Origin of the sequence: Hamadaea flava (assembly GCF_024172085.1) — a bacterium.
Lineage (GTDB): Bacteria > Actinomycetota > Actinomycetes > Mycobacteriales > Micromonosporaceae > Hamadaea > Hamadaea flava.
This window is the reverse complement of record NZ_JAMZDZ010000001.1, coordinates 4,896,564-4,922,260: the sequence shown is the minus strand read 5'-3', so window position 1 is coordinate 4,922,260 and position 25,697 is coordinate 4,896,564. Positions and strand designations below refer to the sequence as shown.

The following is a 25,697-nucleotide window of genomic DNA, read 5'->3' as shown; positions in this document are numbered from 1 at the left end:
GTAAGGCGTGTGATCACCGACACGCCTTACGGAAACTCGCTGGCCGAGTGTCGTACCCGGCCGCAAGTATGGGTGCATGCTGCATGACCTGCTGCCCCGGCGTGTCGAGGCCCGGCGCATCCTGCTGGCCACGATCTTCTCGGCGATCGGCCGGGGACTCACGCTGCCCTTCATGTTCATCTACCTGACGAAGGTCCGGGACATCTCGGCGTTCACCGCCGGTCTCGTGATGGCGTGGATCGCAGTCTGTGCCCTGGTCATCGGCCCGATCGGCGGCTGGGCGGTGGACCGGTTCGGCGCGCGCCGCGTGGTCGTGCCGATGCTGCTCGTCGAGGCGGCCGGAGTCTTCAGCATGGGCCTCGTGCACAACGTCACCCTCGCCATCGGCGCGGCCACCCTCATCGGCCTCGGTGGCGGCGTCATCTGGGCGGGCGTCAACGTCATCCTCTCCTCGGTCACCGAGGAACACGAGCGGCAGAAGACGTTCGGCCTGAACTTCACGCTGCTCAACCTGGGCATCGGCGTCGGCTCGGTGATCGCCGGGTCCATCGTCGACATCAAGCAGCCGAGCACGTTCCAGCTGATCTACACGCTCGACGCGATCGCGTACCTGATTCCGTTCCTCAACCTGCTCTTCATGCGCGGGGTCGGGCAGCAGCTCACCGTCGCGGCCTCGGTCGGGCAGCCGGCCGCACGTAAGGCGGGCTATCGGGAAGTCTTCGCCCACAAGGGCTTCCGGCGGCTGCTCGCCTTCAGCATCGTGATGACGATCAGCGGGTACGCCCAGATCGAAGTCGGCTTCACCGCGTTCGCCATCGACGTCGCGCACGTCAAGGAACGAGTGGTGGCGCTGGCGTTCACGGCGAACACCCTGGTCATCGTCCTCGCGCAGCTCATCGTGGTACGCCTCATCCAGCGGCGCAGCCGAACCCGAGTCCTGGCCCTCGTCGGTGTGATCATGGGTGCGTCCTGGCTGATCCTCGGCATCGCCGGGGTCGTCGACGGACGCAACGCGGTGATCTCCAGCATCGCCGTCATCGCGTGCGCGGCCGTCTTCGCTTCGGCCGAGACGCTCATCTCGCCGGTGAACCCGACGCTGATCAACGCGCTGGCGACGGACGAATTGCGAGGCCGTTTCAACGCCCTGGGTTCGATGGTGTGGAGCATCAGCGGCATCGTCGGCCCGGTGACCGCCGCGCCGCTGATCGCCGGTGGGCACGCTGGGATCTGGGTCGCGCTGACCGTCTGCGGCTGCTTGGTCGCGTCGCTGCTGGCTCTCTCACTGCGCCGCTTGATCACGCCGGAACAGGACGGCCTCGAAGCGCCGCAGGTCGAATCGGTGGGCAATCCGCAGTCAGTCACCGCCTGACCGCTGCACCTCCCGGCCCTGACCACCCGGCCTCGCAGGCCCAGCTAGCAGCAGGTTGGTCTTGGCGAGAAAGGGCTGCCCCGGCAACCATTCCGCGCCTGGATCAACACGCCCTGCCAGCCGTGACCGCGCCAGCCGGATGGCAGAAAGCGGGAAACCGGGGCGGTCAGCGGGCGAGCAGCGCGAGCGCAAGCCGGTCGGAGGCGGAGGCGTCGACCGTCACGGGTACGCCCCAGTCCTGCCGGGCCAGGTGGCAGGCGGCGTGCTCGACGTCGGCGTCGCACGTCGCCGCTTGCGCCACGACCTGCAGTACGCCCGAGGGCACGTCCGGGTTGATGACGAGCTGTCGGATGAGCGAGGTCGTCACACCAGCACCTTCGAGGAGCAGCTCCGGCGGGGACGCTGACACTTCCAGTCGCGTGGACGGCCCGTAGGTCTCGTCGAGTTTCTGGCCGGGCGGCGGCGTGAACAGGATCTCCAGCGTGACGTCGCCTGAGCTGATCGGGGTGGCTGGGCGTTCGACCGAGAGCCGGCCGCCGTCCACAAGCGAGTCCACGGCGCCCGGTGCCAGCCGGATGAGCCGGTGGGCGGCGGACTCCACCACGAGGACGGATCCGTCGGCGGCCACGATCACGTCGCTGGGCTCGGCCAATCCGGCTTCCACTGTGGAGATCTGGCCGTCGGCGTACCGGCGGATCGCCCCGTTGTAGGTGTCGGCGATGAGCACCGAGCCGTCGGGCAGCGCGTAAAGGCCCAGCGGGTGTTGCAGGAGCGCGGTCTCGGCCGGGCCGTCGACGTGCCCGAAGTCGAACAGGCCCTGCCCGGCGGCCGTGTGCAGCTGGTTGCCCTCGATGTAGCGCAGCGCGCTCGTCTCGGAGTCCACGAACCACAGTCGCGCGCCGTCCGCCGACACCGACAGACCTGAGGGCTGCGACAGCCACGCCTGCTCCAGGTCGCCGTCGCGCAACGCCTCGACGGTTGTTCCGGCATAGGCCCCAGCGGTACGCCGAATGGGGTCGAACCACCAGAGCTGGTGAATACCAGCCATCGCGATCACGATGCGCCCGTCGTAGTAGGCGACGTCCCACGGGGACGACAGGTCGACGCTGGTCGCGTCGTGCGGGTGGAAGTCCACCGTCGACCGCCACTGCCGTCCGGTGCCGGCGATCGTGGTGACCTCTCCGGTCTCGAGGCGTACGCCCCGGAGCAGGTGGTTCACGGTGTCGGCGACGACCACGTCATAGCCGACCCGCTCGGCGACCTTCGCGGGCAGCAGGCACAGGCCCTGCGGCTCGGAGAAGCCGGCCGTGGCGGGACCGCCGTCGGCGCGGCCTCGCGTACCGGAGCCGAGCCGGCGCAGCACCGTCTCGCCGTCGGCGTCGAGTTCGACGAGCGAGTGCCGGGCGGAGTCGCTGACGAGCAGGCTCCCACCGGGCAGTGCCAGCGCCTTGCCCGGGAAGCGCAGCGCGGTCTTGCTGGGCAGCGGCGGCACATACGGCCCGTCGCCCCGGTGCAGCGTCCGCTTCGCGTCGTGCTCGGCGACGATCTGGTCGATCAGCCGGGTGAGCCCTTCGGCGTGCCCCTCACCGGCCATGCTCGCGACGAGATAGCCCTCCGGGTCGACGACGCTGAGCGTCGGCCATGCCTTCGCCGTGTACTGCTGCCACATCTCCAGCTGGGGATCGTCGAGCACCGGGTGCTCGACGCCGTACCGCTCGACCGCCGCGGCGAGGGCGTCGGGATCCTTCTCGTGCTCGAACTTCGGCGAGTGCACCCCGATGATCGTCAGGACGTCGGCGTACTTCTGCTCCAGCGGGCGCAGTTCGTCGAGGACATGCAGGCAGTTGATGCAGCAAAACGTCCAGAAGTCCAGGACGACGATCTTGCCGCGCAGGTCGGCGAGCTTCAGCTCCTTGCCGCCCGTGTTCAACCAGCCTCGACCGCGCAGCTCCGGCGCCCTCACTCGCATCCGACAATCCTGCCGCATGCTGACCTTGAACCGCGAGACGACCCGATCACACCGCCGGACGGAGGTCCACTCCCGCTGACTCCAGCGCTGCGCGTACCCGTTGAGCGAGCGTGACCGCCCCGGGTGTGTCACCGTGCACGCAGATCGAGTCGACGTTGTGCGGGACCACCGTCCCGTCGAGCGCGATGACCCGCTGGTCCACGGCCATGAGCAAGGCGCGGGCCACGACCTCCTCGGTGTCGCCGATCACCGCGCCAGGCTTGCCACGCGGGAGCAGCGTGCCGTCCGCGCGATAGGCGCGGTCCGCGAACCCTTCGAAGACGACTTGTACGCCGGAGTCAGCGGCCTCCGTCGACAACACGGATTCCGGCGCGCACAGCAGCGGCAGGCCGACCGCCATCGTGGCCTCGACGACGGCCGGAACGTGGTCGACCGCGTGATAGAGGGCGCCGTGCGGTTTGACGTACTGGACCTGCGCACCCTCGCTGGCCGCCAGCGCCTGCAACGCCCCTACCTGGTAGATCAGCTCGTCCCGCAGCTGAGGAAGCTCGTATTCGATCTTGCGTCGGCCGAAGCCGGCCAGGTCCCGGTATCCCACCTGCGCCCCGATGACGACGCCGCGCTCCGCCGCGCCCGCGCAGACCCGGCGCATGATCCCGGCGTCCCCCGCGTGGAAGCCGCAGGCGACGTTGGCGCTGGTCACGACGGCGAGCAGGGCGTCGTCGTCGCCGAGGTTCCAGTGCCCGAAGCCCTCGCCGAGGTCCGCGTTGAGATCCATCCGCCCACCGTACCGACGCCACCACGCCCTCGCCGCGTTCCCCACGCCCGCTCTCGGGCGACGAAGTCAGGCGTAAAGGGCGAAGTAGACCGCGATCTGATGGCAGAGGGCCGCCACCAGCGTGCAGGCGTGGAAGAACTCGTGGTGGCCGAAGACCGTCGGCCACGGGTTAGGCCGCCGCAGCGCGTAGAAGACCGCGCCGACGGTGTACGCCGCTCCACCGGCGAGCAGCAGCACCAACGCCGTGACGCCACCGTTGTGGAGGATGTCGGGCAGCACCGCGACGGCGACCCAGCCGAGGGCGATGTACATCGGGGCGGAGACCCATCGGGGGGCGTGCGGCCAGATCAGCGACTGAGCCGCCCCGGCGACCGCGCCGGCCCAGACGATGATCAGCAGCACGGTCGCCTTGCCCTGATCCAGCAGCAGTACGCAGAACGGCGTGTACGTCCCGGCGATGAAGACGAAGATCATGGCGTGGTCGAGCCGCCGCATGATCTGGTACCCGCGCTCGCTCCACACCCGACGGTGGTAGAGCGCGCTGATCCCGAAGAGCCCGCAGACGGTGACGCTGTAGATGGCGACGCTGACGACGGGCGCGATGCCGGGCCGGAACGCGGCCAGGGTGACCAGCACTGCCCCACAGGCGAGGGCGATGAAGAACGCGTACGCGTGAAGCCAGCCGCGCAGGCGCGGCTTGCCGATGTCGATCGGCTTCAGCTTCTGCTTGAGGTCGGCGGTCGTGCTCACGTGATTAGGTTACGGCACCGTAGGTTACGAGACCGTAGGTTGTGGCAATCTTCACCGGAACAGTGTACGGCGCCGAGGCGGAGAGCCCCGACGCCGTCGATGAAACCGTTGTGCCGCAACAGAATCATCAGAGAATCAGAACGCGGCCTCGTCGAGCTGCATGAGGTCGAGCGACGCGCCCTCGATGATCCGGCGGGAGGCGCCCAGCTCCGGCAGCACCTCGGCGGCGAAGAACTTCGCTGCGGCGATCTTGCCGGTGTAGAAGGCCCGGTCCGCCTCGGTGACCTCGCCGTTCAGGGCGGCCAGCGCGACGGTCGCCTGCCGCTGGAGCAGCCAGCCGACGACGAGGTCGCCCAGGGCCAGCAGCAGTCGGCGGGAGTGCAGGCCGACCTTGTAGACGGCGTCGGGGTCGCCCCCGGCGGCCTCGCCCAGCCAGCCGGTCAGCACGCCGACCATCCGCTGGAACTCCATCGCGGCCTTGCCCAGTGCCTCGCGCTCCTGCTTGAGCTCGCTGTTCTCGTTGTCGTCGGAGAGGAACTCCGAGATCTCCGCGGCGACCGTGAGCATGGCCTTGCCGTTGTCCCGGACGATCTTCCGGAAGAACAGGTCGAGGCTCTGGATCGCGGTGGTGCCCTCGTAGAGGGAGTCGATCTTCGAGTCGCGGACGTACTGCTCCAGCGGGTAGTCCTGGAGGAAGCCGGATCCGCCGAAGGTCTGCAGCGACTCGGAGCCGAGCAGCTCGAACGCCTTCTCCGAGCCGACGCCCTTGACGAGCGGCAGGAGCAGGTCGTTGATCTTCGTCGCCTGCTTCGCGGCGTCGGCGTCGCCGGCCGCTGTCGCGATGCGCGCCTTGTCCGCCCACTGCGCCGCGTAGATGTAGAGCGCGCGCAGGCCCTCGGCGTACGCCTTCTGCAGCATCAGCGAGCGGCGTACGTCGGGGTGGTGGGTGATCGTGACCCGGGGAGCCGTCTTGTCGGTCATCGCCTTGAGGTCGCCGCCCTGGACACGCTCCTTGGCGTACTCCAGCGCGTTGAGGTAGCCCGTCGACAGGGTGGAGATCGCCTTGGTGCCGACCATCATGCGGGCGTTCTCGATGATGAGGAACATCTGCCGGATGCCCTCGTGCACCTCGCCGAGCAGCCAGCCCTTCGCCGGTACGCCGTGCCCGCCGAACGTCATCTCACAGGTGGCCGAGACCTTCAGGCCCATCTTGTGCTCGACGTTGGTGGTGAAGACGCCGTTGCGCTCGCCCAGCTCGCCCGACTCCGGGTCGAAGTGGAACTTCGGCACCAGGAACAGCGACAGGCCCTTGGTGCCGGGTCCGCCCACGCCAGGAGTGTCGACCGGACGGGCCAGCACGTAGTGGACGATGTTCTCGGTCATGTCCTGGTCACCGGACGTGATGAAGCGCTTGACGCCCTCGATGTGCCAGGAGCCGTCGGGCTGCGGGATCGCCTTGGTCCGCCCGGCGCCCACGTCGGAGCCGGCGTCCGGCTCGGTGAGCACCATGGTCGAGCCCCAGCGGCGGTCGACGAAGATCTGCGCCCACTTCTTCTGCTCCTCCGTGCCCTCCGAGAGGATGGTGTTCACGAAGGACGGGCCGGACGAGTACATCCAGATGGCCGGGTTGGCGCCCAGCACCATCTCGGCGAGGGTCCACCAGAGGCTGCGCGGCGCGAGCGTGCCACCCACCGTCGAAGGCAGGTCGAGCAGCCAGAACTCGGAGTCCATGAACGCCTGGAAGGACTTCTTGAAGGCGTCCGGAACGGTGACGGAGTGCGTCGCGGGGTCGAAGACCGGCGGATTGCGGTCGGCCTCGGCGAAGCTCGCCGCGAGGTCGACTCGCGCCAGCCGGTCGACCTCCGCCAGCACGCCCCGCGCGGTCTCCGCGTCGACATCGGCGTACGGGCCGGTTCCGAACGGCGTCTCGAAGACCTCGAAGAGGTTGAACTCCAGGTCCCGAAGGTTGCTCTTGTAGTGCGTCATCGCTTCCCCAAGCCCTCTGGTGTGTGCCGGTTACCGATCAGTAACCTCGACTGTAGCGCGCAAACATTACTCGGCGGTAACCGGCTGGGGAGAAATCACCGCGCGGGTCGCAGATAGTGCCTGTTTAATCCCATACGTCGGAAAAGTGAGTAGGTCGGGCTGGACCAGGGCAACCCGACACGCCGCTTCCCCCGTCACCTTCTTGGGGGGCTTTCGTTCCAGAGAGTGACTCGACAGGGGAGGAACCGACCATGAAGGTGATCATCGCCCGGCTGTTCGACAGCCGCACCCCCGCCCGCTACATCGGGCGGCACCGCGCACCATTCGTCCTGCCAGCGGCTTTCGTCGTGGGCCAGGCCCGTCGCGCCCGCGCGGCCCGCGTCGTCTCCTAAGCGGTACGCGTAGAGCGCGGACCGCTCGGCTGGATCGGACCGGCGTCCGGCCGATCGGGGTGCGGACCGGGTGAGGGCGTCCGTGGCGGAGACCCGCCCTCCTCCAGGGCCGACCGTGCCGACACCGAAGGTGCGGTGCCGACCTCCCAGCTGGGCATCGGACCGCCGGACTGCGGACCGGTGTATTCGAGCAGGACGAGCGCGATGTCGTCGTCGAGTCGCCCGTGCACCCATTCGACCAGTGCCGTCTCGATCGAGGCCAGCCCATCGCCGACGGTCCCGTGGCCGAGCAGACGCCAGGCGCGCTCCGCGATCGGGAAGAACCGGCCGTCCCGGCGGGCCTCAGCGAGACCGTCGGTGAAGATCAGCAGCCGGTCACCGGGTTCCAGGCGTTCCACCCGCGCCTTCACCGACGGCAGGAAGCCCAGCGGCGGCGCCGGGGCCGGCGGTTCGAGCGGGATGACGTTGCCTCGCCGGAGCAGCAGCGGCGCGGGGTGACCGCAGTTGACCACGGTCAGCGTCCCGCCGCGTTCCTCGACGAGGACCGCGGTGACGAAGTCCTCCTCGCCGACGCTGCGGGCGACCGCCCGGTCCAGGTCGGCCACGATGGCCCGCAGATCAGCCCGGTCGTACGCGACGTGGCGGTAGGAGCCGAGCACGATGCTCGCCAGCCGGACGGCGTCCAGACCCTTGCCCCGGACGTCGCCCACGATGATGCGTACGCCGTAGGCCGTCTCGACCGCCTCGAACAGGTCGCCCCCGATGTCGGCCGCCGCGGTGGCGGAGATGTATCGGCCGGCGATCGACAACCCGCCGACGGTCGGCCCGAGCGGGCGCAGGACGGCCTGCTGGGCGATCATCGCGAGGTGGGACAGCTCGGCGATCCGCTCGGCCTGCTTCTGGCGTACCGCCGCGGCCGCGGCCGCCAAGCCGGTCGCGAGGCCGATCCCGATGACGTTGAGCAGCGTGGTCTGGCCGCGAGCGCCGCTCATCACCGCGAAGACGGTACCGAGTGCGGTGGCCAGACCGCCCGCGACCAGCACCGATCGCCACGGAGCGAAGGCGGCCGCGAGGAACGGCGCCGTCGCCATCAGGCCGATGTAGTGCGGTTCGGGGCCGTCGGCCCACTCCAGGATCGCCAGGAAGAAGAGCAGGATGGCGGCCGCGCCGACGCCGGCGCGGGTGCCTGGGGTCAGTGGCCGGCGAGACGACCACAGCAGTCGTTCGAGTACGGCAATCAGCATGCCGGATCGCGGCGGCTACGACGATGAGGTTGACCCGACAGACGACCGCATTCTGACCGGGCGGATGAGGGGCGCGTGGTTAACCGGTTGCCCATCGGGGTGTCAGCCTCAAGGATGACCCGGTGCTGGTAGCTCATCTCCCGCTGTACGGCTTACGGGTGCGTACGCCTGATCTGGAACTCCGGTTGGCCGACTTGGCGGAACTCGCCCGTCTGGGGGACGCCGCCGCGGCGGGCATCCACGACCCGGACGTCCTGCCGTTCATGCATCCGTGGACCCAGGAGCCCGACGTCGGCCGGCGGGTGATCCTCGGCGCGCTCGCCGAACTCGGCCAATGGCGGCCCGACGACTGGAGCCTCGGGCTGGTCGCCTTCCACGACGGCGAGCCGATCGGGCGGCAGATCCTGAGCGCCAAGGAGTACGCCGTCACGCGCGAAGTGCGTACGTGGTCCTGGATGGGACGAAGCTTCCACGGCCAGGGCCTCGGCACCCAGATGCGGGCAGCGGTCCTCGCGCTGGCCTTCGACGGCCTCGGCGCGTTGAGCGCCTGCTCGGCCGCCTTCCTGGACAACCACTCGTCGCTGCGGGTCTCGGAGAAGCTGGGCTACCAGCCCGACGGCGTCCAGGTCGACGCGGTACGCGGCCGGCCGACGATCTCGCGGCGGCTGCGACTCACCCGCGAGCGCTGGGCGCTGCATTCCCGCGTACCAGTGGAGATCGAGGGTTTGGACCCTTGTCTGGAGATGTTCGGGCTGGGCTAGCGCGTGGGCCAGGTCCGCCAGTTCTGCCACGAGCGGCTCGGCGTCGGGCCGCGCTGCCCTTGGTAGCGCGAGCCGTAGACGGACGAGCCGTAGGGATGCTCAGCCGGCGACGAGAGCCGGAAGAGGCAGAGCTGGCCGATCTTCATCCCGGGCCAGAGCTTGATCGGGAGGTTGGCCACGTTCGACAGTTCGAGCGTGACGTGGCCGGAGAAGCCGGGGTCGATGAAGCCGGCGGTCGAGTGGGTGAGCAGGCCGAGGCGGCCGAGGGACGACTTGCCCTCCAGCCGGCCCGCCAGCTGCTCGCCGAGGGTGACCACCTCGAGGGTCGAGGCCAGCACGAACTCGCCCGGGTGCAGGACGAACGGCTGGTCGTCGTCCACCTCGACGCAGGCGGTCAGGTCGTCCTGCTGGACGGCCGGATCGATGTGGGTGTAGAGGTGGTTGTTGAAGACCCGGAAATGCCGGTCGAGCCGGACGTCGATGCTCGACGGCTGAATCAGGTCCGGCTCGAAGGGGTCGAGGACCAGACTGCCGGCCTTCAGCTCGGCAACGAGATCACGGTCGGAGAGCAGCACCCCTGGGACTCTACCTGCCCGGCCTTATGTACTACTTCCGCGCTACCTCGGCGATTCGACTAGGTGTTCGTACGTCTGTTCTATAGAATGTGTGTATGGCTTCCTGGACGCAGTTCGCCGCGGCCTCTCCCCGGCTCGCCGCGCAGATCCGTGCGCTGTTCCACCAGTACGGCCCGGGACTGGGCTATCTCGCCACGGTCCGGTCCGACGGCGGCCCGCGGGTGCACCCGGTCTCTCCGCTCATCACCGAGGAGGGTGTGTACTGCTTCCTCATCGACTCGCCGAAACGCCGGGACCTCGAACGCGACGGGCGATACGCGCTGCACGCGTTCCCGGCGGAGGAGACCGACGTCGAGGCGTACCTGACCGGGACGGCCCGGCCGGTCGAGGACCCGGCGGTCATCGCCCGGATCGCCGCCCGCGCCGGTGCCGACGACTCCGTCGACTGGCGGCTGTTCGAACTGCAGGTCGAGGTCGCGATGATGCACTCGCCCATGGGTCCGACCAGCGACGGACGAGCCCGATCCGGCGTCGCGCAGGTGTGGCGCGAGTCGCCGCCCGAACGTCGAAGCCCGCGCCGCCGAGGATGGCGACGCGGGCATGTCCCCGCGGTGCTACGGGATGTGATCGCGGCCTGACGCCCCCCGGCTTCGGACCCTGTCCCCCGTTGTTCTCTCGCCGCGTTGACCTCGCAGTCAGTCAACGCGGCGAGACTTCTGTCAGCCCCGGTACGCGGTCCACCCGTCGAGCATCCGCTGGGCCTGGCCCGCGGTGAACTCGTACATGCAGGCGTCGTCGGTGTAATCCATGAAGTTGTGGATCGGGTCGACGCCCGACGCCGTGCAGGTGTCGCGGGCGACCGGGCAGCCGAACGCCGCCGACGCCTCGGCCGGGGTGTCGGAGACCTTGTCGTTCTGCTTGGAGCAGCCGCCCTGGAAGGTGTGGTAGAGGTTCAGCCAGTGGCCGACCTCGTGCGTCGCCGTGTCACCCTCGTTGTAGGGCGTCGCGGTGCCACCCGGGACCGACTCGGCCAGGATCACCACGCCATCCGAAGTGGACAGCTTCCTGGTCGGGAAGGTCGCCCAGCCGAGCAGGTCGTCGCTGAGCAGACCAGTGTAGATGTTGAGCGTGCCAGCGTCGCCCTCACGCAGCGCCGCCTTCATCGCCTTCTCGCCCTGCGAGCCGTAGACGATCGGGTACCACGCCGGGTTGACGACGCGGTTCACCTTCACCAGCTGGAACTGGAAGGCCGTCGACGTACCGCCGTAGACGCCCGCGTACGACTTGTTGAGCACGTCGAGCTGGGCGGCGATCAGATTGTCGGGGATGTTGCCATTGGCCCGCGTGCCGTCCGAGCTGACCACGTGGACGATCACCGGGATGGTGATCGTCGCGGCGGCCGTGACCGTGCCCGGCGTCTTACCCTTGCCCTTCAGCAGGGCGTTGGTCTCCTTCTCACGGGCATCGGTCTGCGCGGCGGTCAACTCGTTCGGGTCGACCTTGCCGACGCTGCCGGGCTTCGCCTTGGCGCTGGCCGCACCGCTGGCGACCGGGTCGTAGCACGCCGCCGACGTCGCCGCGAACGCGCCCAACGCCACAGGCGATGCGTTGAGCACGAAGGCGGCCGCCGCGACCACCGCTAGTCCGGCCACACGCTTCCTGGGCGTACGCCCTGCGTCTGCCATGCCTTCTCCTCCCCACGACACGCCGGTAGTCGTGTCGCGACAGTGCGCCCCGATGTCGGGGGTCCCTCGGACGCTACGGAGGATCGATCGCGGTCGAGAATAGTGCGCACGGGTTTGACTGTCGCCGGGAGTGATCATCATCGTGGCATCGGCATCAGCCGATCATCGGATGCCGGGGTTACGCATGGCCGGGTCGGACCTGATAGAGTTGCGCCGCCCGCGGGTGTAGTTCAATGGCAGAACATCAGCTTCCCAAGCTGACAGTGAGGGTTCGATTCCCTTCACCCGCTCCACACGAAAGCCCAGGTCACCGGGATCACCCGGAGCCTGGGCTTCTTGTTTTCCGATCCTGCGGCCGCTCGGTGAGGCCCCGCGAGGACGTTTCCTTGCCGCGCACGTGGAGTGCCACTGCCACGATCAGTCCAGTCCGTCCTGTGTAGAGTGGTCTATACCGGTATGGCGTCCAGTTGGCCATGCCGAGAGCCGAAGGAGAACACATGCTCAGCCGACGGATTCTGCGATCAGGCGTCGCGATCTGCGTGCTCGCCGTTTCGATCCTGGGGTTTGGCTCCACCGCCAACGCCGCCCCGAGCAGCTTCGTTTCCGCCGCCATCCACGCGAACGGGGCCGGAAAGCTCGCGGTCGAGGCCACCGGGAACATGGTCTGGGGGAACCGCTCGGTCACCCTCAGCTCGGTCAAGTTCTACGCCGCCGCCGGCGAGTGCGGCTGGTTCCGGGTCGAAGGCTTCCAGGGTGGCACCCTGATCGACTTCAAAGCCGACTTCGGCGAGCGCTGCGGCGGTACCACTGGCAAGTGGTTCACCTTCGACAGCTTCACCCTCGACGGCAGCAACGTCTCCGGTGGCATCACGCTGGTGCAGGTCGACGTCTTCGACAAGACCCATGCGGGGTCGGGGACCGTCGACTGCTACCGCTCGGCCGCGCTCTGCCTCTGAGTCATCACCCGAAGCCGGCCTCGTCAGAGGCCGGCTTCGGCGTTCTCGGGGATGCCGAGCGTCTCGCGTACGCGTTTGCCCCAGCGCTCGTGTGCCGCCTGGCGGCTGACTCCGGCCGCCCGCGCGACGAGTTCCCAGGTGGCGCCCCAGCGGCGCAGACCCAGCACGGTGCCGAACGGGTCCAGCCCCAGCGCCAGTTCGATCCGCAGTTGCAGCAGACCTGTGGCGATGTCCCGCTGGATCGCCGGGTCGCCCTGCTCGGCTTCCCAGTCGGGCGTACCTGGGAGGGGGCGCGGGCCGAGGATTCGGTCGGCTTGGCGGCTCGCCTCGTTCACGGCGGCCAGGCTGGCAGCAGTCACCGCCTGCGCGATGTCGGTGGTGCAGGCTTTCTCGATCAACATGCCGTCAAGACTACCTTGACACTTGCTCGGTCGTCAAGATTGCCTTGACACACAGGGGCTGTCGCGTTCAGGCAGGCCGTCAGGCACGGGCGGGGACGGCCGTGGTGGCGTAGGAGGGTGCGTACGACCGGACCGAGGCGCGCAGCAGGTTCCACGTCAGGGCGATGAGCATGCTCAACTCGGCGGCGGCCATGACGCGCTCGGTGAGGCCGATGGCGTACCGGTGGAAGAGGTAGGTCGAGGCGAGCATGGCCACCCCGCCGGCCACACCGACGCCGGTGAGCCGGCGGAAGCCGAGGCGCAGCCCGGCGGCGAGCAGCGCCGCGAAGGCCACTGTGGAGGCGTACCGGTGGAGGTAGCCGGTCGGGCTCAGCGCCTCGCCAGCCGGGTCGGTGGGCACGACGGTGGCGACCAGGAGAGCGCCGCTCCAGACGCTCAGTAGGACGGCGGCCAGCCGGTTCGACCGGTAGACCGACGGCAGCAAGGCCAGCGTGGCGAGCGCGGCCAGGCCCATCCCGGTCTCCACCGCGCCGCCGCGATCGGCGGCGGCGTAGTCGCTGATGGTGTGGACCCACGGCGACAGGCCGTTGCCGTCGAGGTGGCCGGCCACGATGAGGAAAGCGGACAGGAACAGCCCGAACAGGGCGAGCGACAGGCGATTCATGACCGAAATGCTCGTCGTACGCCGGTCGCGAGGCATCGCCGTCGCGACGGGTTCAGCTCTCCGTCGCGCGAGCTAGGTGACTGTCCCGTAGGGGTCCGCTGGATGCGCGGACCCCTACGGAGAAGTCAGCTGCCGTAGGGCCGGCCGTAGCCGTAGATCGGTGCGGCGTCGATCTTCCGCATCATGATCGGTACGCCGGCTCTGGACGCGTGCACGATCCAGCCGTTGCCGACGAACATGCCGACATGGTGGATGTCGGAGTAGTAGAAGACGAGATCGCCGATGCGCAGGTTCGCGCGCGACACGTGCTGCACCGAGTTCCACTGCGACTTCGCGTTGTGCGGCAGGGAGATGCCGGCCGCCTTCCACGCCGCCATCGTCAGGCCCGAGCAGTCGAACGAACCGGGTCCGTCGGCGCCCCAGACGTAGGGCTTGCTGATCTGGCGGCAGGCGTACTGGACGGCCGTGGCCGCCTTGCCGCCCGGATAGGTCGACGGGCACGGCGCGGGACGCAGCGAGCCCAGACCGCCAGTGGTCGCGTACAACTTCTGGACCTGATCCTGCAGCGTCTTGATCTGGCCGTTGAGCGTCTTGGCCTGGTCGTTGAGCTTCTTCTCGGCCTCGGCCAGCGCGGTGATCTTGTCGTCGATCGGCTTCTTCTTGGCTGTCAGGTCATCGCGCTTAGCGATGACATCCGACAGTTTGTCCTGCTGGATGCGGGAGAACTGGTCGAGCAGCACCAGCTGGTCCGTGACGTCGGTCGGGGACTTGGCCGAGAGCAGGGCGTTCAGCTCGGTCGTGCTGCCACCGGTGTACAGGTAGGCGGCGAACTCGCCGACGCGCGCGGTCGCGACGTGCAGCTCCAGCTCCAGCGGATCGAGCTGCTTCTTCAGGCCCTCGAGGCGCTTGCGCTCGGCGGTGAGCTTTTCCTTGGTGTCGTTGTGCTGCTCCAGCACGGGCTCGAGTTTGTTCCAGGCGTCGTCGATCTGCTGTTCCAGCGCGCTGACCGACGGGTCCGCCCGGACGGCCTCGCTGCTGAGCAACATCCCCATCGTGGCGACGGCGGAGAGCACGAGCGTGATCAGGGCACGTTTCTTGCGGGTGGATTGGCTGGCCACCTTAGGTGGGTCTCCTCTTCCACTGAGAGCGTTCGGGTCGCTCTCACCGCCTACCGGGTTAGCTGCGACGGTGCCGGGTCGCTGGCGAAACTGCCTCAGGGCAGCTCGTCGTGAGTCGGCATTGTCGTCACGGGTTCGCGCTGGAAGATGCGCTACCGCTGGCGCGGATTCACCCCCGAAGCTCGATGGCCTCTACTTACCTGGGTCCCCGGTCCGCGACGGATGTCGCGGTTCGGCGGCGGCGCGAGGGGCCGCCCCGGATGGCCGACCGACTTCCTGCGCCTCGATGACTCTAAAGTCGTGCGTTATCGAACCGCAACCCGGGGCTAGCACGGACTTCAATGCGTAGTCAATGGTCTAACCGACCGTGACGTAGACATCGTCCAGCAAACCGTGAAATTGGTCGTTCCAGGGCCCGATCCCCTTGCCGCCCAACCGGAGCGGATCGGAGTTCACAACAGACAATTGTGCGGGAATCGCGGTACTCGCCCGCAATTCACCGTCTACGAACAACGCCAGTCCGGTGGTTCGGCGTACGCAATCCAGGCGATGCCAGGCGCCGTCGGCGACGGTGCGACGCCACTGTGCGACGTAGATGCGGTTGACGCCGACGACCAGCCCGGCGACGACACAGCTCGGCAGGCCGCCGAAGTGATCCACTTGAAGTTTGTACTGCGTACCCTGGGTCGAGAAGCCCTTCTGCACGACGTTCTCGCCGTCGCTGGTGTTCCGCGGATCCAGCAGCACCTGCGCGCCCCATGAGACGTCGGCCTGGGCCGGATTAAGCCACGGTACCGGGTCGCTCTCCAGGATGACCCGGGGGCACTCGGCCTCGTCCCCCGAACAGCCCGGCGGAAATCCGGCCGCCACCGTGCCGGCCCGGGCCTTGGTGGTCAGGACGCCGCCCATCACGCCGACCGGGTGCAACCGCAGGGTCCGGTCGGCGTCCCAGATCGGATCGGCCAAGCCGGCGTCGAAGGCGTACCGGAGAGTGACAGCCTCGCCGGCGGCACGCCGCTGATCGGGGGTTCGGGGGGCGGCCGTCGGGCTGGCGGGGGCCGGGGCAGTCGCGACAAGCACGGCCAGCAGGCCGGCTCCGCTGCCCAGTAGGAGACGGAAACGCTTCATTGGGACAATTGTGCCGATTTTCGGCACAATTGTCCGTTAAAGCACGGAACGAGTCCCACTCGGGCTGATCGGCATATTCGATATGTACGCCATTCGCACGTAGTCACCGCTGTGCGGGGCGTGGACCATGAGCCCGTTACCGATGTATATGCCGACGTGGTGATGATCGGAATAGAAGAACACCAGGTCACCGGGTTGTAAGTTGGCCCGGCTCACGTAATGGGACTCGTTCCACTGGGCTCCGGTGTAGTGCTCCAGGCTCTTGCCGGCCGCCGCCCACGCCGCCTTGGTCAGACCCGAGCAGTCGTAGGAGTTGGGCCCGTCCGAGCCCCACACGTACGGCTTACCGATGAGCGCGCAGGCCTTCTTCACCGCGGTGGCCCGTGCGCCGCCCGGCAGCACCGGCGGGCACACCCCGATCCGGAGGCTGCCGCCGACCGTCGACGACCCGTACGCCTGGATGCGCAGCTTCTGCAGCCGGTCCATCTCAGCCTGGATGGACTTCTTCTGAGCCGCCAACGCCGCGTCCTGCTGGCCGAGGGTGGCGATGAGCTGATCGAGCTGGGACTTCTGCCCGTCGTAGACGTCTCGCTGCGCCGCGACCCCCGCGATCGCCAGCTGCTGCGTCTGCGAAATCTGCTCCAGCGTCGTGAGCTGGTCGAGGAACTGGTCCGGCGACTTCGCGTTCAACAGTCCCGTCAGCCGCGAAGCCGGCCCGGTCATGTAGTAGGCGCTCGCCATGTCGGCGACCTGGCCGAGCGAGACCGATACCTGGAGGCTCAGCGGGGCGATCTTCTTCTGCAGGTCCCGAGCCTTCTTCTGGTTCTTGGTCAGCTCGTTGTGGACCTTGTTGTACTGCTCGATCGCCGGTTCGAGCTTCTCCCAGGCCTCGTTGATCTGCTTCTCGATCTCGGCCACGCTGGGCGCGGCGTAGACGGTCGAGGGGACCAGTCCGATCAGCAGCACGCCAAGGGCCGTGATGAGTCCACGGTAGAGAGTGCGGGGGTGAGGCACAGCTCATCACCCTAGGGGCGGGCGTTCGGCGTACGCAAGGCGTCGGTGCGGAAACTTCACCCTGCTCACGCCTGTTTACTCGCGGTCAACTTCGCTCAAAGACCGCTGGGAGCCGGTCAGCGACCCGAAACCGCCGCCAGCACGTCGTCCAGGGTGACCACGCCGAGCGGTCGCTGACCGTCGCTGACCAGCACCATGTGGCGACGTTCGCGACGCATCGCGAGCAACAGCTCGGCGAGACTGCGCTCGGGTGGCACGACGGCGAGCGGCCGGATCACGTCGGACGGGATGGGCGCCCGCCGGGCCGCCCCGCTCATCCCGATCACGTCCTTGATGTGGACGAAGCCGAGGACGCGGCGGTTGAGCCGCTGCACGACCGGGAATCGGGACCGGCCGGTCCGGGTGGCGAGCACCTCGAGCGAGGCGGGCGACGTGTCGTCGGTGACCAGGTCGACCTCGGTCCACGGACGCAAAGCGTCGGCCGCCGTACGCTGATGCATCGCCAGCGCGCCGGAGATCCGCGCGTGCTGCTCCGGATCGAGCAGCCCTTCCGAGCGGGCCTGGGTGACCAGGCCGGCCAACTCCTCGGCGGTGAAGACCGACTTCACCGAGTCCACCGCGTCGATCCGCCAGAGTTTGAGGACGCGCCGGGACAGCCACTTCATGACCAGCAGCAGCGGCTTGGTCACCGTGCAGAAGAGCAGCATCGGCGGCCCGAGCCAGACCACGGACGCCTCCGGCCCGGCCAGCGTGATGTTCTTCGGCACCATCTCGCCGAGCACCGTATGCAGGTAGACGACGATCGCCAGCGCGATCACGAAGGAAACCGGATGCACCAGCTGCTCCGGCAGATTGACCAGCTCGAACGGCGCTTCGAGCAGGTGGGCGATGGCCGGCTCGGCGATCGCGCCGAGGAGGATCGAGCAGATCTGGATGCCGAGCTGCGCGCCCGCGATCATCAGCGGGATCTGGCCCATCGCGGTCAACGCCAACCGGGCGCGCCGGGACGTGGTCGCCTTCGGCTCCAGCACGGTACGCCGCGAGGCGATCAGGGCGAACTCGGCGCCGACGAAGAACCCGTTGCCGAGCAGCAACACGAGCATGATCACGATGCCGGTCACGCTGCATCGTCCTCGTGGTCGTCCCCAGGTTCGGGGCGGACGACGCGTACCTGCTCGACTCGGTGGCGGTCGGTCTCCACTACGGTGAACTCCCAGCCGTTCTCGCGTACCGACTCGCCGACGCTCGGGATGTGCCCGAGCCGAGCCATGAGGAAGCCCGCGAGCGTCTCGTAGGGGCCCTCAGGCAGCCGGAAGCCGGTCTGCTCGCGCAACTCGTCCTCCCGGAGCACACCGTCGACCAGGTGCTCGCGCGCGTCGGCCGGAGCGGTCAGCTCGACGTCGACCCAGTCGGTGTCGTGTTCGTCGGCGATCTCGCCGACCATCTCCTCGACCAGATCTTCCAGGGTGACCACGCCGTCGGTGCCGCCGTACTCGTCGACGACGATCGCGAGTTCCGCGCGGGCGGCGTTGAGCGCTTCCCACACTCCGTCGAGGTCGAGCGACTCGGGCACGAGCACGGGCTCGCGCGCGACGGCGTTCACGCTGGTCACCGCGCGGCGGTGGGGCGGAACCGCGAGGGCGTCGGTCAGCTCCACCACTCCGGTGACCTGGTCCAGCGTCTGCTCGTACACCGGGAACCGACTGTGCCCGGTCTCGATCGAGGTCGTGATCAGGTCGGCCACCGTGTCGGTCGCGGTCAGCCCGACGACGTCGACGCGCGGGGTCATCGCCTCGGCCGCTCGCTTCTCGCCGAACCGCACCGTGCGCTGGAGGACCAGCGCGGTGTCCGAGGGCAACGCGCCCGCCCGCGCGGAGATCGCCGCGAGCAGGCCCAGCTCCTCGGGCGACCGCGCGCTGGCCAGCTCCTCCTGTGGCTCGACCCCCAACCGGCGGACCAGCCAGTTCGCGCTGCCGTTCAGAGCCGCGATGAGCCACGTGAAGGTACGCGAGAAGACGCGCAGCGGTCCGGAGGTCCGCAGCGCCAACGGCATCGGCCTGGCCAGCGCGGCGTTCTTCGGGACGAGTTCGCCGAAGAGCATCGACAGCAGGGTGGCCAGGATCAGCGCGATCGCATGGTTGACCGCCTGACCCAGGCCGAGGCCGGAGAGCAGCACATCGAAGGCCGGCTGCGCGATGTAACCCGTGAGCAGCGCGGTGATCGTGATGCCGAGCTGCGCCCCGGAGAGCTGGAAGCTCAAGGCGCGCAGCGCACGGCGTACCGTGCGGGCGCGCTTGTCGCCGGACTCGGCAAGCTCGTCGATCTCCGCCCGGTCCACCGTGACCAGCGAGAACTCCGCCGCCACGAAGAAGGCGTTGCCCGCTGTCAGGAGCACGAAGAGCACCAGTGGCAGCAGGACCGTGAGCAGTAGACCGTCGATGACGTGGATCTTACAAGCCGGCTACTCGGCGGCCGCCGGTGCCGCTGTCGCCTCCGGCTTGATCGATCGCAGCAGCACGGTGGCGACGTCGACGACCTCGACCTTCTCCCCCGAGCCAACGGTGTTCACCCCGTCGGTGATCATCGTCGAGCAGAACGGGCAGCCCACCGCGATGGTGGCCGCGCCGGTGGCGACGGCCTCCTCGGTCCGCTCCACGTTGATCCGCTTGCCGATCCGCTCCTCCATCCACATCCGCGCGCCGCCGGCGCCGCAGCAGAACGAGCGCTCCATGGTGCGCTGCATCTCGCGGATGGGCTGCTCGCCGAGGGCCGCGCCGAGCACCTCGCGGGGCGGGGTGAAGACGCGGTTGTGCCGGCCGAGGTAGCACGGGTCGTGGTAGGTCAGGCCGCCGTCGACCGGGCGGACCGGGGTGAGCTTGCCCGTCTTGACGAGGTGGGCCAGCAGCTCGGTGTGGTGCACGACCTCGACCTCCAGGCCGAGCTGCTGGTACTCGTTGCCGATGGCGTTGAAGCAGTGCGGGCAGGTCGCCACGATCTTCAGGACGCCGGCTTCCTTGAGCGTCTCGACGTTCTGCTGGGCGAGCATCTGGTAGACGAACTCATTGCCGATCCGGCGGGCCGGGTCACCGGTACAGGTCTCGTTGTTGCCGAGGATGGCGAACTGGACACCGGCTTCGTTCAGCAGCGTCGCCACCGCGCGGGTGGTCTTCTTGGCCTTGTCCTCGAACGCGCCCGCGCAGCCCACCCAGAACAGGTACTCGAACTCGGCGCCCTCCGCGACCCGGGGAACGGCGAAGTCGAGGCCCTTGGTCCAGTCCTCGCGAGTGTTCGGCGGGGCGCCCCACGGGTTGCCCTTGTTCTCGAGGTTCCGCAGCATGACGCCGGCCTCGGCCGGGAAGCTGGACTCGATCATGACCTGGTAGCGGCGCATATCGACGATGTGGTCGACGTGCTCGATGTCGACCGGGCACTGCTCGACGCACGCCCCGCAGGTGGTGCACGACCACAGCACGTCCGGGTCGATCACGCCGTTGAGGTCGGCGCCGCCGATCAGCGGACGCTCGCTCTCCGCCCGGGCGAGTGCCAGGACGTCGAGGTCCCGGTGGCTCTCGTCGGCGAGCAGATACGGGGCCTTGGCGTACGCGTGATCGCGGAGGCTGGTGATGAGCAGCTTCGGCGACAGGGGCTTGGCGGTGTTCCAGGCCGGGCACTGCGACTGGCAGCGGCCGCACTCCGTGCATGTGGTGAAGTCGAGCAGGCCCTTCCAGGTGAACTGTTCGACCTGGGCGACGCCGAAGAGGTCCTTCTCCGGATCCGCCTCCTCGAAGTTCAGCGGCTGGCCGGTGCTGTCGACCATCGGCTTGAGCGCGCCGAGGGCCGGGCGCTCGGTGCCGCTGCGCTTGAAGAAGATGTTGAAGAACGCGGCGAACCGGTGCCAGGCCACGCCCATCGTGAGGTTCAGGCTGATGACGATGACCCAGATCATCGAGACGGCGATCTTGATCATGGCGATGATCGACACGGCCGCGGCGCTGGCCGGCAGGATCTCGCCGAGGCCGTGGCTGACCGGAGCCGCCCAGACCGGGTAGGGCAGGTGCCCGTTGGCGGCCTTGAATCCCCGGATGAGCACGCCCATCACCAGGACCAGCAGGACGACCCACTCGACGAAGTAGCCCTGCCACATCGTGGAGCCCGCGAACCGGGAGCGGCGGCCGGGCCGGTTGGGCCGGTTCGTCAGCCGGATCGCCATCAGGTAGAGGATCGCCGGGATGCCGAGGACGCCGACCCACTCGGTGACCACGCCGAACAGGCCCCAGTGGCCGATGATCGGCAGTTCGCCGGTCGGCGTGACGACCTCCCAGTACGCCTCGAGCACGAGCGAGGAGAGCAGGATGAAGCCGACCATGACGAACCAGTGCGCGACACCGACCGCGGTCCATTTCAGCATCCGAGTGTGACCCACGGTCTCGGCGAGCATGACCTTCAGGCGCTCACCCTTGTTCCCCGTACGCGTCGGGTCGGGCTGGCCCAGCCGGATCACCGCCAGCATGCTGCGCACCGCGCGTACGACCAGGAAGACCGCGACCGCGGTGATCGCGAAAGCCCCGATCGTGGTGACGATCTGCACGCCGCCCATGCACCACTCCTCGTTCTGCTCGGCTCCAGTGCCGCTCAGCCTACCGTCTAGGTTACCCGCCAGTAACGTCTACTACGCCACAGCGTACGGTCAGACTACGAGGACCGCACGTGCAGTGGGCGTCGGCGGGGCAGCGCGGGTTGATTCGCACACTTAGAATCTGGCGGAATCCTCTCCCTCACCCCTCTGGTAGGACCAGCCTTGAGATCACGCACCCGCGTGGCGCTCCTCGCCGCGGGCGTGGCGTTGGCCGGGGTCGCCACGGCGAGCGCCGTCCCAGACGACGCCCCCGTCGCGACTTCGTCGCCCGCCCCCGCGAACAGCAGCGCCGGCGATTCCGCCGTTGCGGAGAGCACCGCTACCTCGACGACCTCGAACACCTCTGCCGGCCGCGAGCGCAGTCAAACGCCGCCCAAGGGATCGATGTCGGCCACGGCCGGCATCCGGGAACTGCGTACGGCCGGAAATGGGAAGAACACCATCGTCGTCGCCGACGGGGCGGTCACGGCCGCCACCGCCGACACCGGCAAGTCACTGACGACCGGTGGAGCGGACGCCTTCACCGTCCGGTATGCGGCCGCCTTCGGTCTCACCGACGCGCATTCGCTGAGCAAGACGCAGACCGCGGCGCTACCCGGCGGCGACACGGTCAACCGCTACCAGCAGACTGCCGGCGGACTGCCGATCCTGGGCGGCCAGATCGTGGTGACCAGCCACGGCAAGCTGGTCCGGTCGGCGATCGCCGAGACGTCCGGGCTCTCCCCGGTCAGCACCAAGGCGACCGTTCCGGCCGCGGCCGCGGCGACGACGGCACTGACCGCAGCCGCCACCGAGACCGGCGTACCGGCCGCGACCTTGACGGCGGGCCGGCCGCAACTGGCGCTGTACGACCCGACGCTGATCGGCGCCCCGGGCGCCGCGAGCCTGCGCCCGACCTGGCAGGTCGCGATCACGGCCACCGACGGCGGCGAGGTCGCGACGGTGCTCGTGGACGCGCTCGACGGCACCGCTCGGCTGACCATGTCGGACCGGCAGAGCGCCCGCAGCCGGATCGTCTGCGACCTCGCCGGGACGAAGGTGGACACCAACAACGCGGCGGCTTACCGCTGCACGCCGTCGACCACCCTGGGAGCGAAGAGCACCACGCGTAAGGAGGGCGGTGCGGTCAGCACCGTCGCCGAGGTCAACAAGGTGTACGACATGCTCGGCGCGACCTACGACTTCTACAAGGCGAACTTCGGCGTCGACTCGTTCGACGGCCACGGCGCCCAGCTGCAGGCCACCGTCCGGGTCTGTGACGTGGCCCGGTGCCCGTTCCGGAACGCCTTCTGGGAAGGCACCCAGTTCGTCTTCGGCGACGGGTTCGCCACCGACGACGTGGTCGCCCACGAGTACACGCACGGGGTGACCGAGTACTCCTCGCACCTGCTGTACGCGTACCAGTCGGGCGCCCTCAACGAGGCGCTCTCGGACATCATGGGCGAGTTCGTCGACCAGCAGTACACCGCGGTGAACGAGGCCAACCCGAGCCTGAAGTGGCAACTCGGCGAGGATCTGCCCAGCTCGATCGGGACGCTGCGCAGCATGGACAACCCGAATCTGTACGGGCAGCCCAAGACGGTCGGCGGCACAAACTGGGACAACGGGGAGGACGACAGCGGTGGTGTCCACACCAACTCCGGCGTGGCCAACTACGCGGCGTACCTGATCGCCGCCGGGCCGAACGGCATCGGCAACGCGAAATCGGCGCAGCTGTGGTGGCGGGTCATGCACCTGCTGCCGTCCGCCGCGGACTACGGAACGCTGGCGACGGCGCTCACCTCCGCCTGTACGCAGCTCGTCGGCCACTTCGGCTTCACACCGACCGACTGCGCCAACCTGGAGCCCGTGATCAGCCAGACCGGCATGCGGAACCAGGCGGCAGCCGGCCTCACCAAGGTTGCCCTGTGCCCCACGTCGGCAGCCCAGCCCGTCGACACGATCTACTACGACGGCTTCGAGAAGCCGGGCACCTGGCCGGTCAGCAACACCTACAACTGGCTGAACATCCCGTCGGACGTGGCCCGGTACCAGTACGCCGCAGTCGGCACCGGCTCGCTGAACGGATGGGCTCCGAGCACGACCGGGAACGGCACGACCGCGACGATGCCGCAGTCCATCACGGTTCCGGCGACGGGCAACACCTACGTGCACTTCCAGCAGGCCGCGCTCGACGCTAGCACCGGCGCCTCGACGAGGGTCCAGGCCAGCGTCGACGGCGGCGCGTGGGCCGCATTGCCCGCCGCAGTCGGACCCGCTCAGCTCGCCCAGACGACGGGGTACTCCGACGTCCGCCTCGACCTCACGAGCTGGGCTGGCAAGTCGGTGCGGCTCCGCTTCGTCCTGGCGGTCAACGCCGGTAACACGAACTCGTACGACTGGTACCTCGACGACTTCCGGGCGTACACGTGTGCCGCGCGGCCGTCGGCGCCCACCGGGTACGCGTACTACGACGGAACGAACGTCGTCGTCAGCACGCTGGCCGCGGCGTACCTGCCGGCCGGGCAGTCGCTGGATCACTGGGAGTTCCAGTACAGTCCCGCGCTGACGGGTGGGCCGACCTCGGTCGCGGGCACGCAGACCGGCTTCACGGTGACCACGACCGAGCCCGCCGTGGCTCGGACCGTCAAGGTTCGCGCCGTGTCGAACACGGGAGTCGCCGGGGACTGGACCGATCTGTCCATCGCCCCGTACGCCCCGGTCTCATGCCAGAAGTCGGCGTACCCGATCTTCAGCGTTCGGGCCAGGGGTTGCGCGACGAGCCTGCCCCGCAGATAGCAGACAGACAGCGAAAAGAAAGGGCCCCACAGCACTGCTGTGGGGCCCTTCGTGAGCTATGACCGGATCAACGCCACTTGGAGAGCAGGCCGAGCGCGACGACCATCGCCCCGAAACCGACCGCGATGTTCCAGTAGTTCCAGCTCAATACGGGATACTCCCCCTGCGAGAGGTAGTAGACGACGAGCCAGGCGATACCCAGAACAATCAGCGTCACTGCGGTGATCGGCAGCCAGATCGGGCTCGGCCGCTTGTCGGCCATCGCAGCGGTGGGCCGCACGTCGGTCGGCGGCGTGTAGACCTTCTTCTTGCGGACCTGCGACTTCGGCACCGTAGTTCTCCCTGGGGCTGGTTTGACCCGAATTCCGGGACCGGGTCACCGCACCGGAGGATGACGGCGCGGACCGGCCTGAATAATGTTCAACAGCTAGCGTAGTCACATCGACACGCCATGACGAGAAGGGGGAGTGGTGGAGTACACATCCGGCTCCTCGTCGTGGCGTCGGGCGGTTGGGCGAGCAGTGGGTATCCTACGGCCTCGCCGCCGTGCCGGGAGGTCCCTCGGCTGGTCTGTCGGCGTACCCGCGATCATGGTCGCGGCGGGGGTGCTGTTCACCACCAGCGCGAACATCGCCTCCGGGACCGACCTCCGGGAAGATCGCCGACCGCAAATGGCTCAAGTGATCACCGAACAACAGGCGCGAATCGCTGAGGAACAAGCGACCGCCTCACGACTGCGTACCGAGGTCGATGACTTGACCGGCAATCTGGCCGGCTCGGACACCCCCATCGCGCAGGCGCGCGCACAGGCCGAGGCCCGCCGCCGGGCGGCCGGGCTGACCGCGCTCAAAGGTCCCGGCCTCACCGTCCGCCTCAACGACGCGCCGGCCAGCGCCGGCAACAGCCGCCCGGACGGGGCCACCAACGACGACCTGGTCGTCCACCAGCAAGACGTCCAGTCCGTGGTCAACGCACTGTGGGCCGGCGGCGCGGAGGCGATGACGATCATGGGCGTACGCATCATCTCGACGAGCGCGGTCCGCTGCGTCGGGAACACCATCCTGCTGGAGGGCCAGGTCTACTCCCCGCCCTTCGTCATCAAGGCCATCGGCGACCCGAGCCGGCTCCACGCCGCTCTCGACGCCGAGCCTGGCGTACGCGCCTTCCAGGACGCCGTCCGCGACTACGGGCTGGGCTACCAGGTCGTCTCCGAATCGGAGATCGTCGCACCCGCGTACACGGGGTCCACCGATCTCACCCACGCCGAGGTGGCCCGATGAGCCGGCACCGCGCCCCCGATTCCAACGACGAGACGACGATCATCCCGCGGATCACCGGGGAGTCCGTCGATCCGGCCCAGCCGGTGAGCCCCGGGCAACCGGTGAATCCCGAGCAGCCGGTAAACCCTGGGCAGCCGACGCGACCGGCTCAACCAGTGAGCCCGGGACAGCCGGTGAGCCCGGGACAGCCGGTCAGCCCGGGACAGCCGGTCA

The 25,697-nt window shown here is 68.7% G+C and carries 23 protein-coding genes and 1 tRNA gene; 8 read left to right on the top strand and 16 right to left on the bottom strand.

Going from position 1 to position 25,697, the window contains the following annotated elements:
- The first annotated feature begins 76 nt into the window (after positions 1 to 76).
- Positions 77 to 1,369, top strand: coding sequence for an MFS transporter (locus HDA40_RS23260; RefSeq protein WP_253759336.1), 1,293 nt, complete (start codon positions 77 to 79; stop codon positions 1,367 to 1,369).
- Between the two features lie 166 nt (positions 1,370 to 1,535).
- On the opposite strand, the gene HDA40_RS23255 is transcribed toward HDA40_RS23260, so the two are convergent.
- From HDA40_RS23255 to HDA40_RS23240, 4 genes are all read right to left on the bottom strand, one after another.
- Positions 1,536 to 3,338, bottom strand: coding sequence for an NHL domain-containing thioredoxin family protein (locus tag HDA40_RS23255; protein WP_253759334.1), 1,803 nt, complete (start codon positions 3,336 to 3,338; stop codon positions 1,536 to 1,538).
- Between the two features lie 46 nt (positions 3,339 to 3,384).
- Entirely contained in the window at positions 3,385 to 4,116 is a 732-nt protein-coding gene (locus tag HDA40_RS23250; RefSeq protein WP_253759332.1) for a LamB/YcsF family protein, read from the bottom strand.
- A 66-nt stretch (positions 4,117 to 4,182) separates the two neighbouring features.
- Positions 4,183 to 4,866 (bottom strand): PAQR family membrane homeostasis protein TrhA, encoded by a 684-nt coding sequence (gene trhA, locus HDA40_RS23245; RefSeq protein WP_253759330.1) that lies wholly within the window; start codon positions 4,864 to 4,866, stop codon positions 4,183 to 4,185.
- 135 nt (positions 4,867 to 5,001) lie between these two features.
- Positions 5,002 to 6,852 (bottom strand): acyl-CoA dehydrogenase, encoded by a 1,851-nt coding sequence (locus HDA40_RS23240; protein WP_253759328.1) that lies wholly within the window; start codon positions 6,850 to 6,852, stop codon positions 5,002 to 5,004.
- Between the two features lie 251 nt (positions 6,853 to 7,103).
- Between HDA40_RS23240 and HDA40_RS23235 the strand changes: the two genes are divergently transcribed.
- The gene (locus HDA40_RS23235) at positions 7,104 to 7,244 is read left to right on the top strand and encodes a hypothetical protein (RefSeq protein WP_253759326.1); all 141 of its coding nucleotides are present in this window, start codon (positions 7,104 to 7,106) and stop codon (positions 7,242 to 7,244) included.
- Here the strand turns inward: HDA40_RS23235 and HDA40_RS23230 are convergent.
- The gene (locus tag HDA40_RS23230) at positions 7,241 to 8,488 is read right to left on the bottom strand and encodes a PP2C family protein-serine/threonine phosphatase (protein ID WP_253759325.1); all 1,248 of its coding nucleotides are present in this window, start codon (positions 8,486 to 8,488) and stop codon (positions 7,241 to 7,243) included. The two genes, HDA40_RS23235 and HDA40_RS23230, sit on opposite strands and share 4 nt — an antisense overlap.
- Positions 8,489 to 8,610: 122 nt before the next feature.
- On the opposite strand from HDA40_RS23230, the gene HDA40_RS23225 reads away from it, so the two are divergent.
- Entirely contained in the window at positions 8,611 to 9,249 is a 639-nt protein-coding gene (locus tag HDA40_RS23225; RefSeq protein ID WP_253759323.1) for a GNAT family N-acetyltransferase, read from the top strand.
- On the opposite strand, the gene dcd is transcribed toward HDA40_RS23225, so the two are convergent.
- Positions 9,246 to 9,824: a dCTP deaminase gene (dcd, locus tag HDA40_RS23220; protein WP_253759321.1), complete on the bottom strand. Its 579-nt coding sequence runs from the start codon at positions 9,822 to 9,824 to the stop codon at positions 9,246 to 9,248. The two genes, HDA40_RS23225 and dcd, sit on opposite strands and share 4 nt — an antisense overlap.
- Before the next feature lie 95 nt (positions 9,825 to 9,919).
- Between dcd and HDA40_RS23215 the strand changes: the two genes are divergently transcribed.
- On the top strand, positions 9,920 to 10,462 hold the full coding sequence (locus HDA40_RS23215) for a pyridoxamine 5'-phosphate oxidase family protein (protein WP_253759319.1): 543 nt from the start codon (positions 9,920 to 9,922) through the stop codon (positions 10,460 to 10,462).
- Positions 10,463 to 10,543: 81 nt separating this feature from the next.
- Here HDA40_RS23215 and HDA40_RS23210 read toward each other — a convergent pair whose 3' ends face one another.
- On the bottom strand, positions 10,544 to 11,509 hold the full coding sequence (locus HDA40_RS23210; protein WP_253759317.1) for a zinc metalloprotease: 966 nt from the start codon (positions 11,507 to 11,509) through the stop codon (positions 10,544 to 10,546).
- A gap of 219 nt (positions 11,510 to 11,728) precedes the next feature.
- On the opposite strand from HDA40_RS23210, the gene HDA40_RS23205 reads away from it, so the two are divergent.
- Together HDA40_RS23205 and HDA40_RS23200 are read left to right on the top strand one after the other, a co-directional pair.
- A tRNA-Gly gene (locus HDA40_RS23205) sits at positions 11,729 to 11,802 on the top strand.
- Positions 11,803 to 12,006: 204 nt separating this feature from the next.
- A complete protein-coding gene (locus HDA40_RS23200) occupies positions 12,007 to 12,465 on the top strand; it encodes a hypothetical protein (RefSeq protein ID WP_253759315.1) in 459 nt (152 codons plus the stop codon).
- A 23-nt stretch (positions 12,466 to 12,488) separates the two neighbouring features.
- On the opposite strand, the gene HDA40_RS23195 is transcribed toward HDA40_RS23200, so the two are convergent.
- From HDA40_RS23195 to HDA40_RS23160, 8 genes are all read right to left on the bottom strand, one after another.
- Complete coding sequence (locus HDA40_RS23195; RefSeq protein ID WP_253759313.1) at positions 12,489 to 12,866, bottom strand: hypothetical protein; 378 nt, start codon at positions 12,864 to 12,866, stop codon at positions 12,489 to 12,491.
- Between the two features lie 79 nt (positions 12,867 to 12,945).
- On the bottom strand, positions 12,946 to 13,530 hold the full coding sequence (locus HDA40_RS23190) for a DUF998 domain-containing protein (protein ID WP_253759311.1): 585 nt from the start codon (positions 13,528 to 13,530) through the stop codon (positions 12,946 to 12,948).
- Positions 13,531 to 13,655: 125 nt separating this feature from the next.
- Positions 13,656 to 14,648, bottom strand: coding sequence for a C40 family peptidase (locus HDA40_RS23185; protein ID WP_253759309.1), 993 nt, complete (start codon positions 14,646 to 14,648; stop codon positions 13,656 to 13,658).
- A 357-nt stretch (positions 14,649 to 15,005) separates the two neighbouring features.
- Positions 15,006 to 15,776: a LamG-like jellyroll fold domain-containing protein gene (locus tag HDA40_RS23180; protein WP_253759307.1), complete on the bottom strand. Its 771-nt coding sequence runs from the start codon at positions 15,774 to 15,776 to the stop codon at positions 15,006 to 15,008.
- Between the two features lie 36 nt (positions 15,777 to 15,812).
- The gene (locus HDA40_RS23175) at positions 15,813 to 16,790 is read right to left on the bottom strand and encodes a C40 family peptidase (RefSeq protein WP_253759305.1); all 978 of its coding nucleotides are present in this window, start codon (positions 16,788 to 16,790) and stop codon (positions 15,813 to 15,815) included.
- A 116-nt stretch (positions 16,791 to 16,906) separates the two neighbouring features.
- The gene (locus tag HDA40_RS23170; RefSeq protein ID WP_275979277.1) at positions 16,907 to 17,893 is read right to left on the bottom strand and encodes a hemolysin family protein; all 987 of its coding nucleotides are present in this window, start codon (positions 17,891 to 17,893) and stop codon (positions 16,907 to 16,909) included.
- Between the two features lie 14 nt (positions 17,894 to 17,907).
- Positions 17,908 to 19,203 (bottom strand): hemolysin family protein, encoded by a 1,296-nt coding sequence (locus HDA40_RS23165; RefSeq protein WP_253763752.1) that lies wholly within the window; start codon positions 19,201 to 19,203, stop codon positions 17,908 to 17,910.
- Positions 19,204 to 19,251: 48 nt separating this feature from the next.
- Entirely contained in the window at positions 19,252 to 21,387 is a 2,136-nt protein-coding gene (locus HDA40_RS23160; RefSeq protein WP_253759301.1) for a (Fe-S)-binding protein, read from the bottom strand.
- 201 nt (positions 21,388 to 21,588) lie between these two features.
- On the opposite strand from HDA40_RS23160, the gene HDA40_RS23155 reads away from it, so the two are divergent.
- Entirely contained in the window at positions 21,589 to 24,204 is a 2,616-nt protein-coding gene (locus tag HDA40_RS23155; protein ID WP_253759300.1) for a M4 family metallopeptidase, read from the top strand.
- Positions 24,205 to 24,271: 67 nt separating this feature from the next.
- Here HDA40_RS23155 and HDA40_RS23150 read toward each other — a convergent pair whose 3' ends face one another.
- Positions 24,272 to 24,535 (bottom strand): cell division protein CrgA, encoded by a 264-nt coding sequence (locus tag HDA40_RS23150; RefSeq protein ID WP_253759298.1) that lies wholly within the window; start codon positions 24,533 to 24,535, stop codon positions 24,272 to 24,274.
- 139 nt (positions 24,536 to 24,674) lie between these two features.
- Here HDA40_RS23150 and HDA40_RS23145 point away from each other — a divergent pair, with 139 nt between their 5' ends.
- A complete protein-coding gene (locus HDA40_RS23145; protein WP_253759296.1) occupies positions 24,675 to 25,484 on the top strand; it encodes a DUF881 domain-containing protein in 810 nt (269 codons plus the stop codon).
- Positions 25,485 to 25,697 lie beyond the last annotated feature (213 nt).

What these genes read in the sequence shown, in the direction of transcription:
- HDA40_RS23195 (WP_253759313.1), bottom strand. Translation starts at nt 12,866, where the DNA reads ATGTTGATCGAGAAAGCCTGCACCACCGACATCGCGCAGGCGGTGACT.
- HDA40_RS23200 (WP_253759315.1), top strand. Translation starts at nt 12,007, where the DNA reads ATGCTCAGCCGACGGATTCTGCGATCAGGCGTCGCGATCTGCGTGCTC.
- HDA40_RS23250 (WP_253759332.1), bottom strand. Translation starts at nt 4,116, where the DNA reads ATGGATCTCAACGCGGACCTCGGCGAGGGCTTCGGGCACTGGAACCTC.
- HDA40_RS23230 (WP_253759325.1), bottom strand. Translation starts at nt 8,488, where the DNA reads ATGCTGATTGCCGTACTCGAACGACTGCTGTGGTCGTCTCGCCGGCCA.
- HDA40_RS23160 (WP_253759301.1), bottom strand. Translation starts at nt 21,387, where the DNA reads ATGGGCGGCGTGCAGATCGTCACCACGATCGGGGCTTTCGCGATCACC.
- HDA40_RS23210 (WP_253759317.1), bottom strand. Translation starts at nt 11,509, where the DNA reads ATGGCAGACGCAGGGCGTACGCCCAGGAAGCGTGTGGCCGGACTAGCG.
- HDA40_RS23170 (WP_275979277.1), bottom strand. Translation starts at nt 17,893, where the DNA reads ATGCTCGTGTTGCTGCTCGGCAACGGGTTCTTCGTCGGCGCCGAGTTC.
- HDA40_RS23260 (WP_253759336.1), top strand. Translation starts at nt 77, where the DNA reads ATGCTGCATGACCTGCTGCCCCGGCGTGTCGAGGCCCGGCGCATCCTG.
- HDA40_RS23190 (WP_253759311.1), bottom strand. Translation starts at nt 13,530, where the DNA reads ATGAATCGCCTGTCGCTCGCCCTGTTCGGGCTGTTCCTGTCCGCTTTC.
- HDA40_RS23255 (WP_253759334.1), bottom strand. Translation starts at nt 3,338, where the DNA reads ATGCGAGTGAGGGCGCCGGAGCTGCGCGGTCGAGGCTGGTTGAACACG.
- HDA40_RS23235 (WP_253759326.1), top strand. Translation starts at nt 7,104, where the DNA reads ATGAAGGTGATCATCGCCCGGCTGTTCGACAGCCGCACCCCCGCCCGC.
- HDA40_RS23180 (WP_253759307.1), bottom strand. Translation starts at nt 15,776, where the DNA reads ATGAAGCGTTTCCGTCTCCTACTGGGCAGCGGAGCCGGCCTGCTGGCC.
- HDA40_RS23215 (WP_253759319.1), top strand. Translation starts at nt 9,920, where the DNA reads ATGGCTTCCTGGACGCAGTTCGCCGCGGCCTCTCCCCGGCTCGCCGCG.
- HDA40_RS23240 (WP_253759328.1), bottom strand. Translation starts at nt 6,852, where the DNA reads ATGACGCACTACAAGAGCAACCTTCGGGACCTGGAGTTCAACCTCTTC.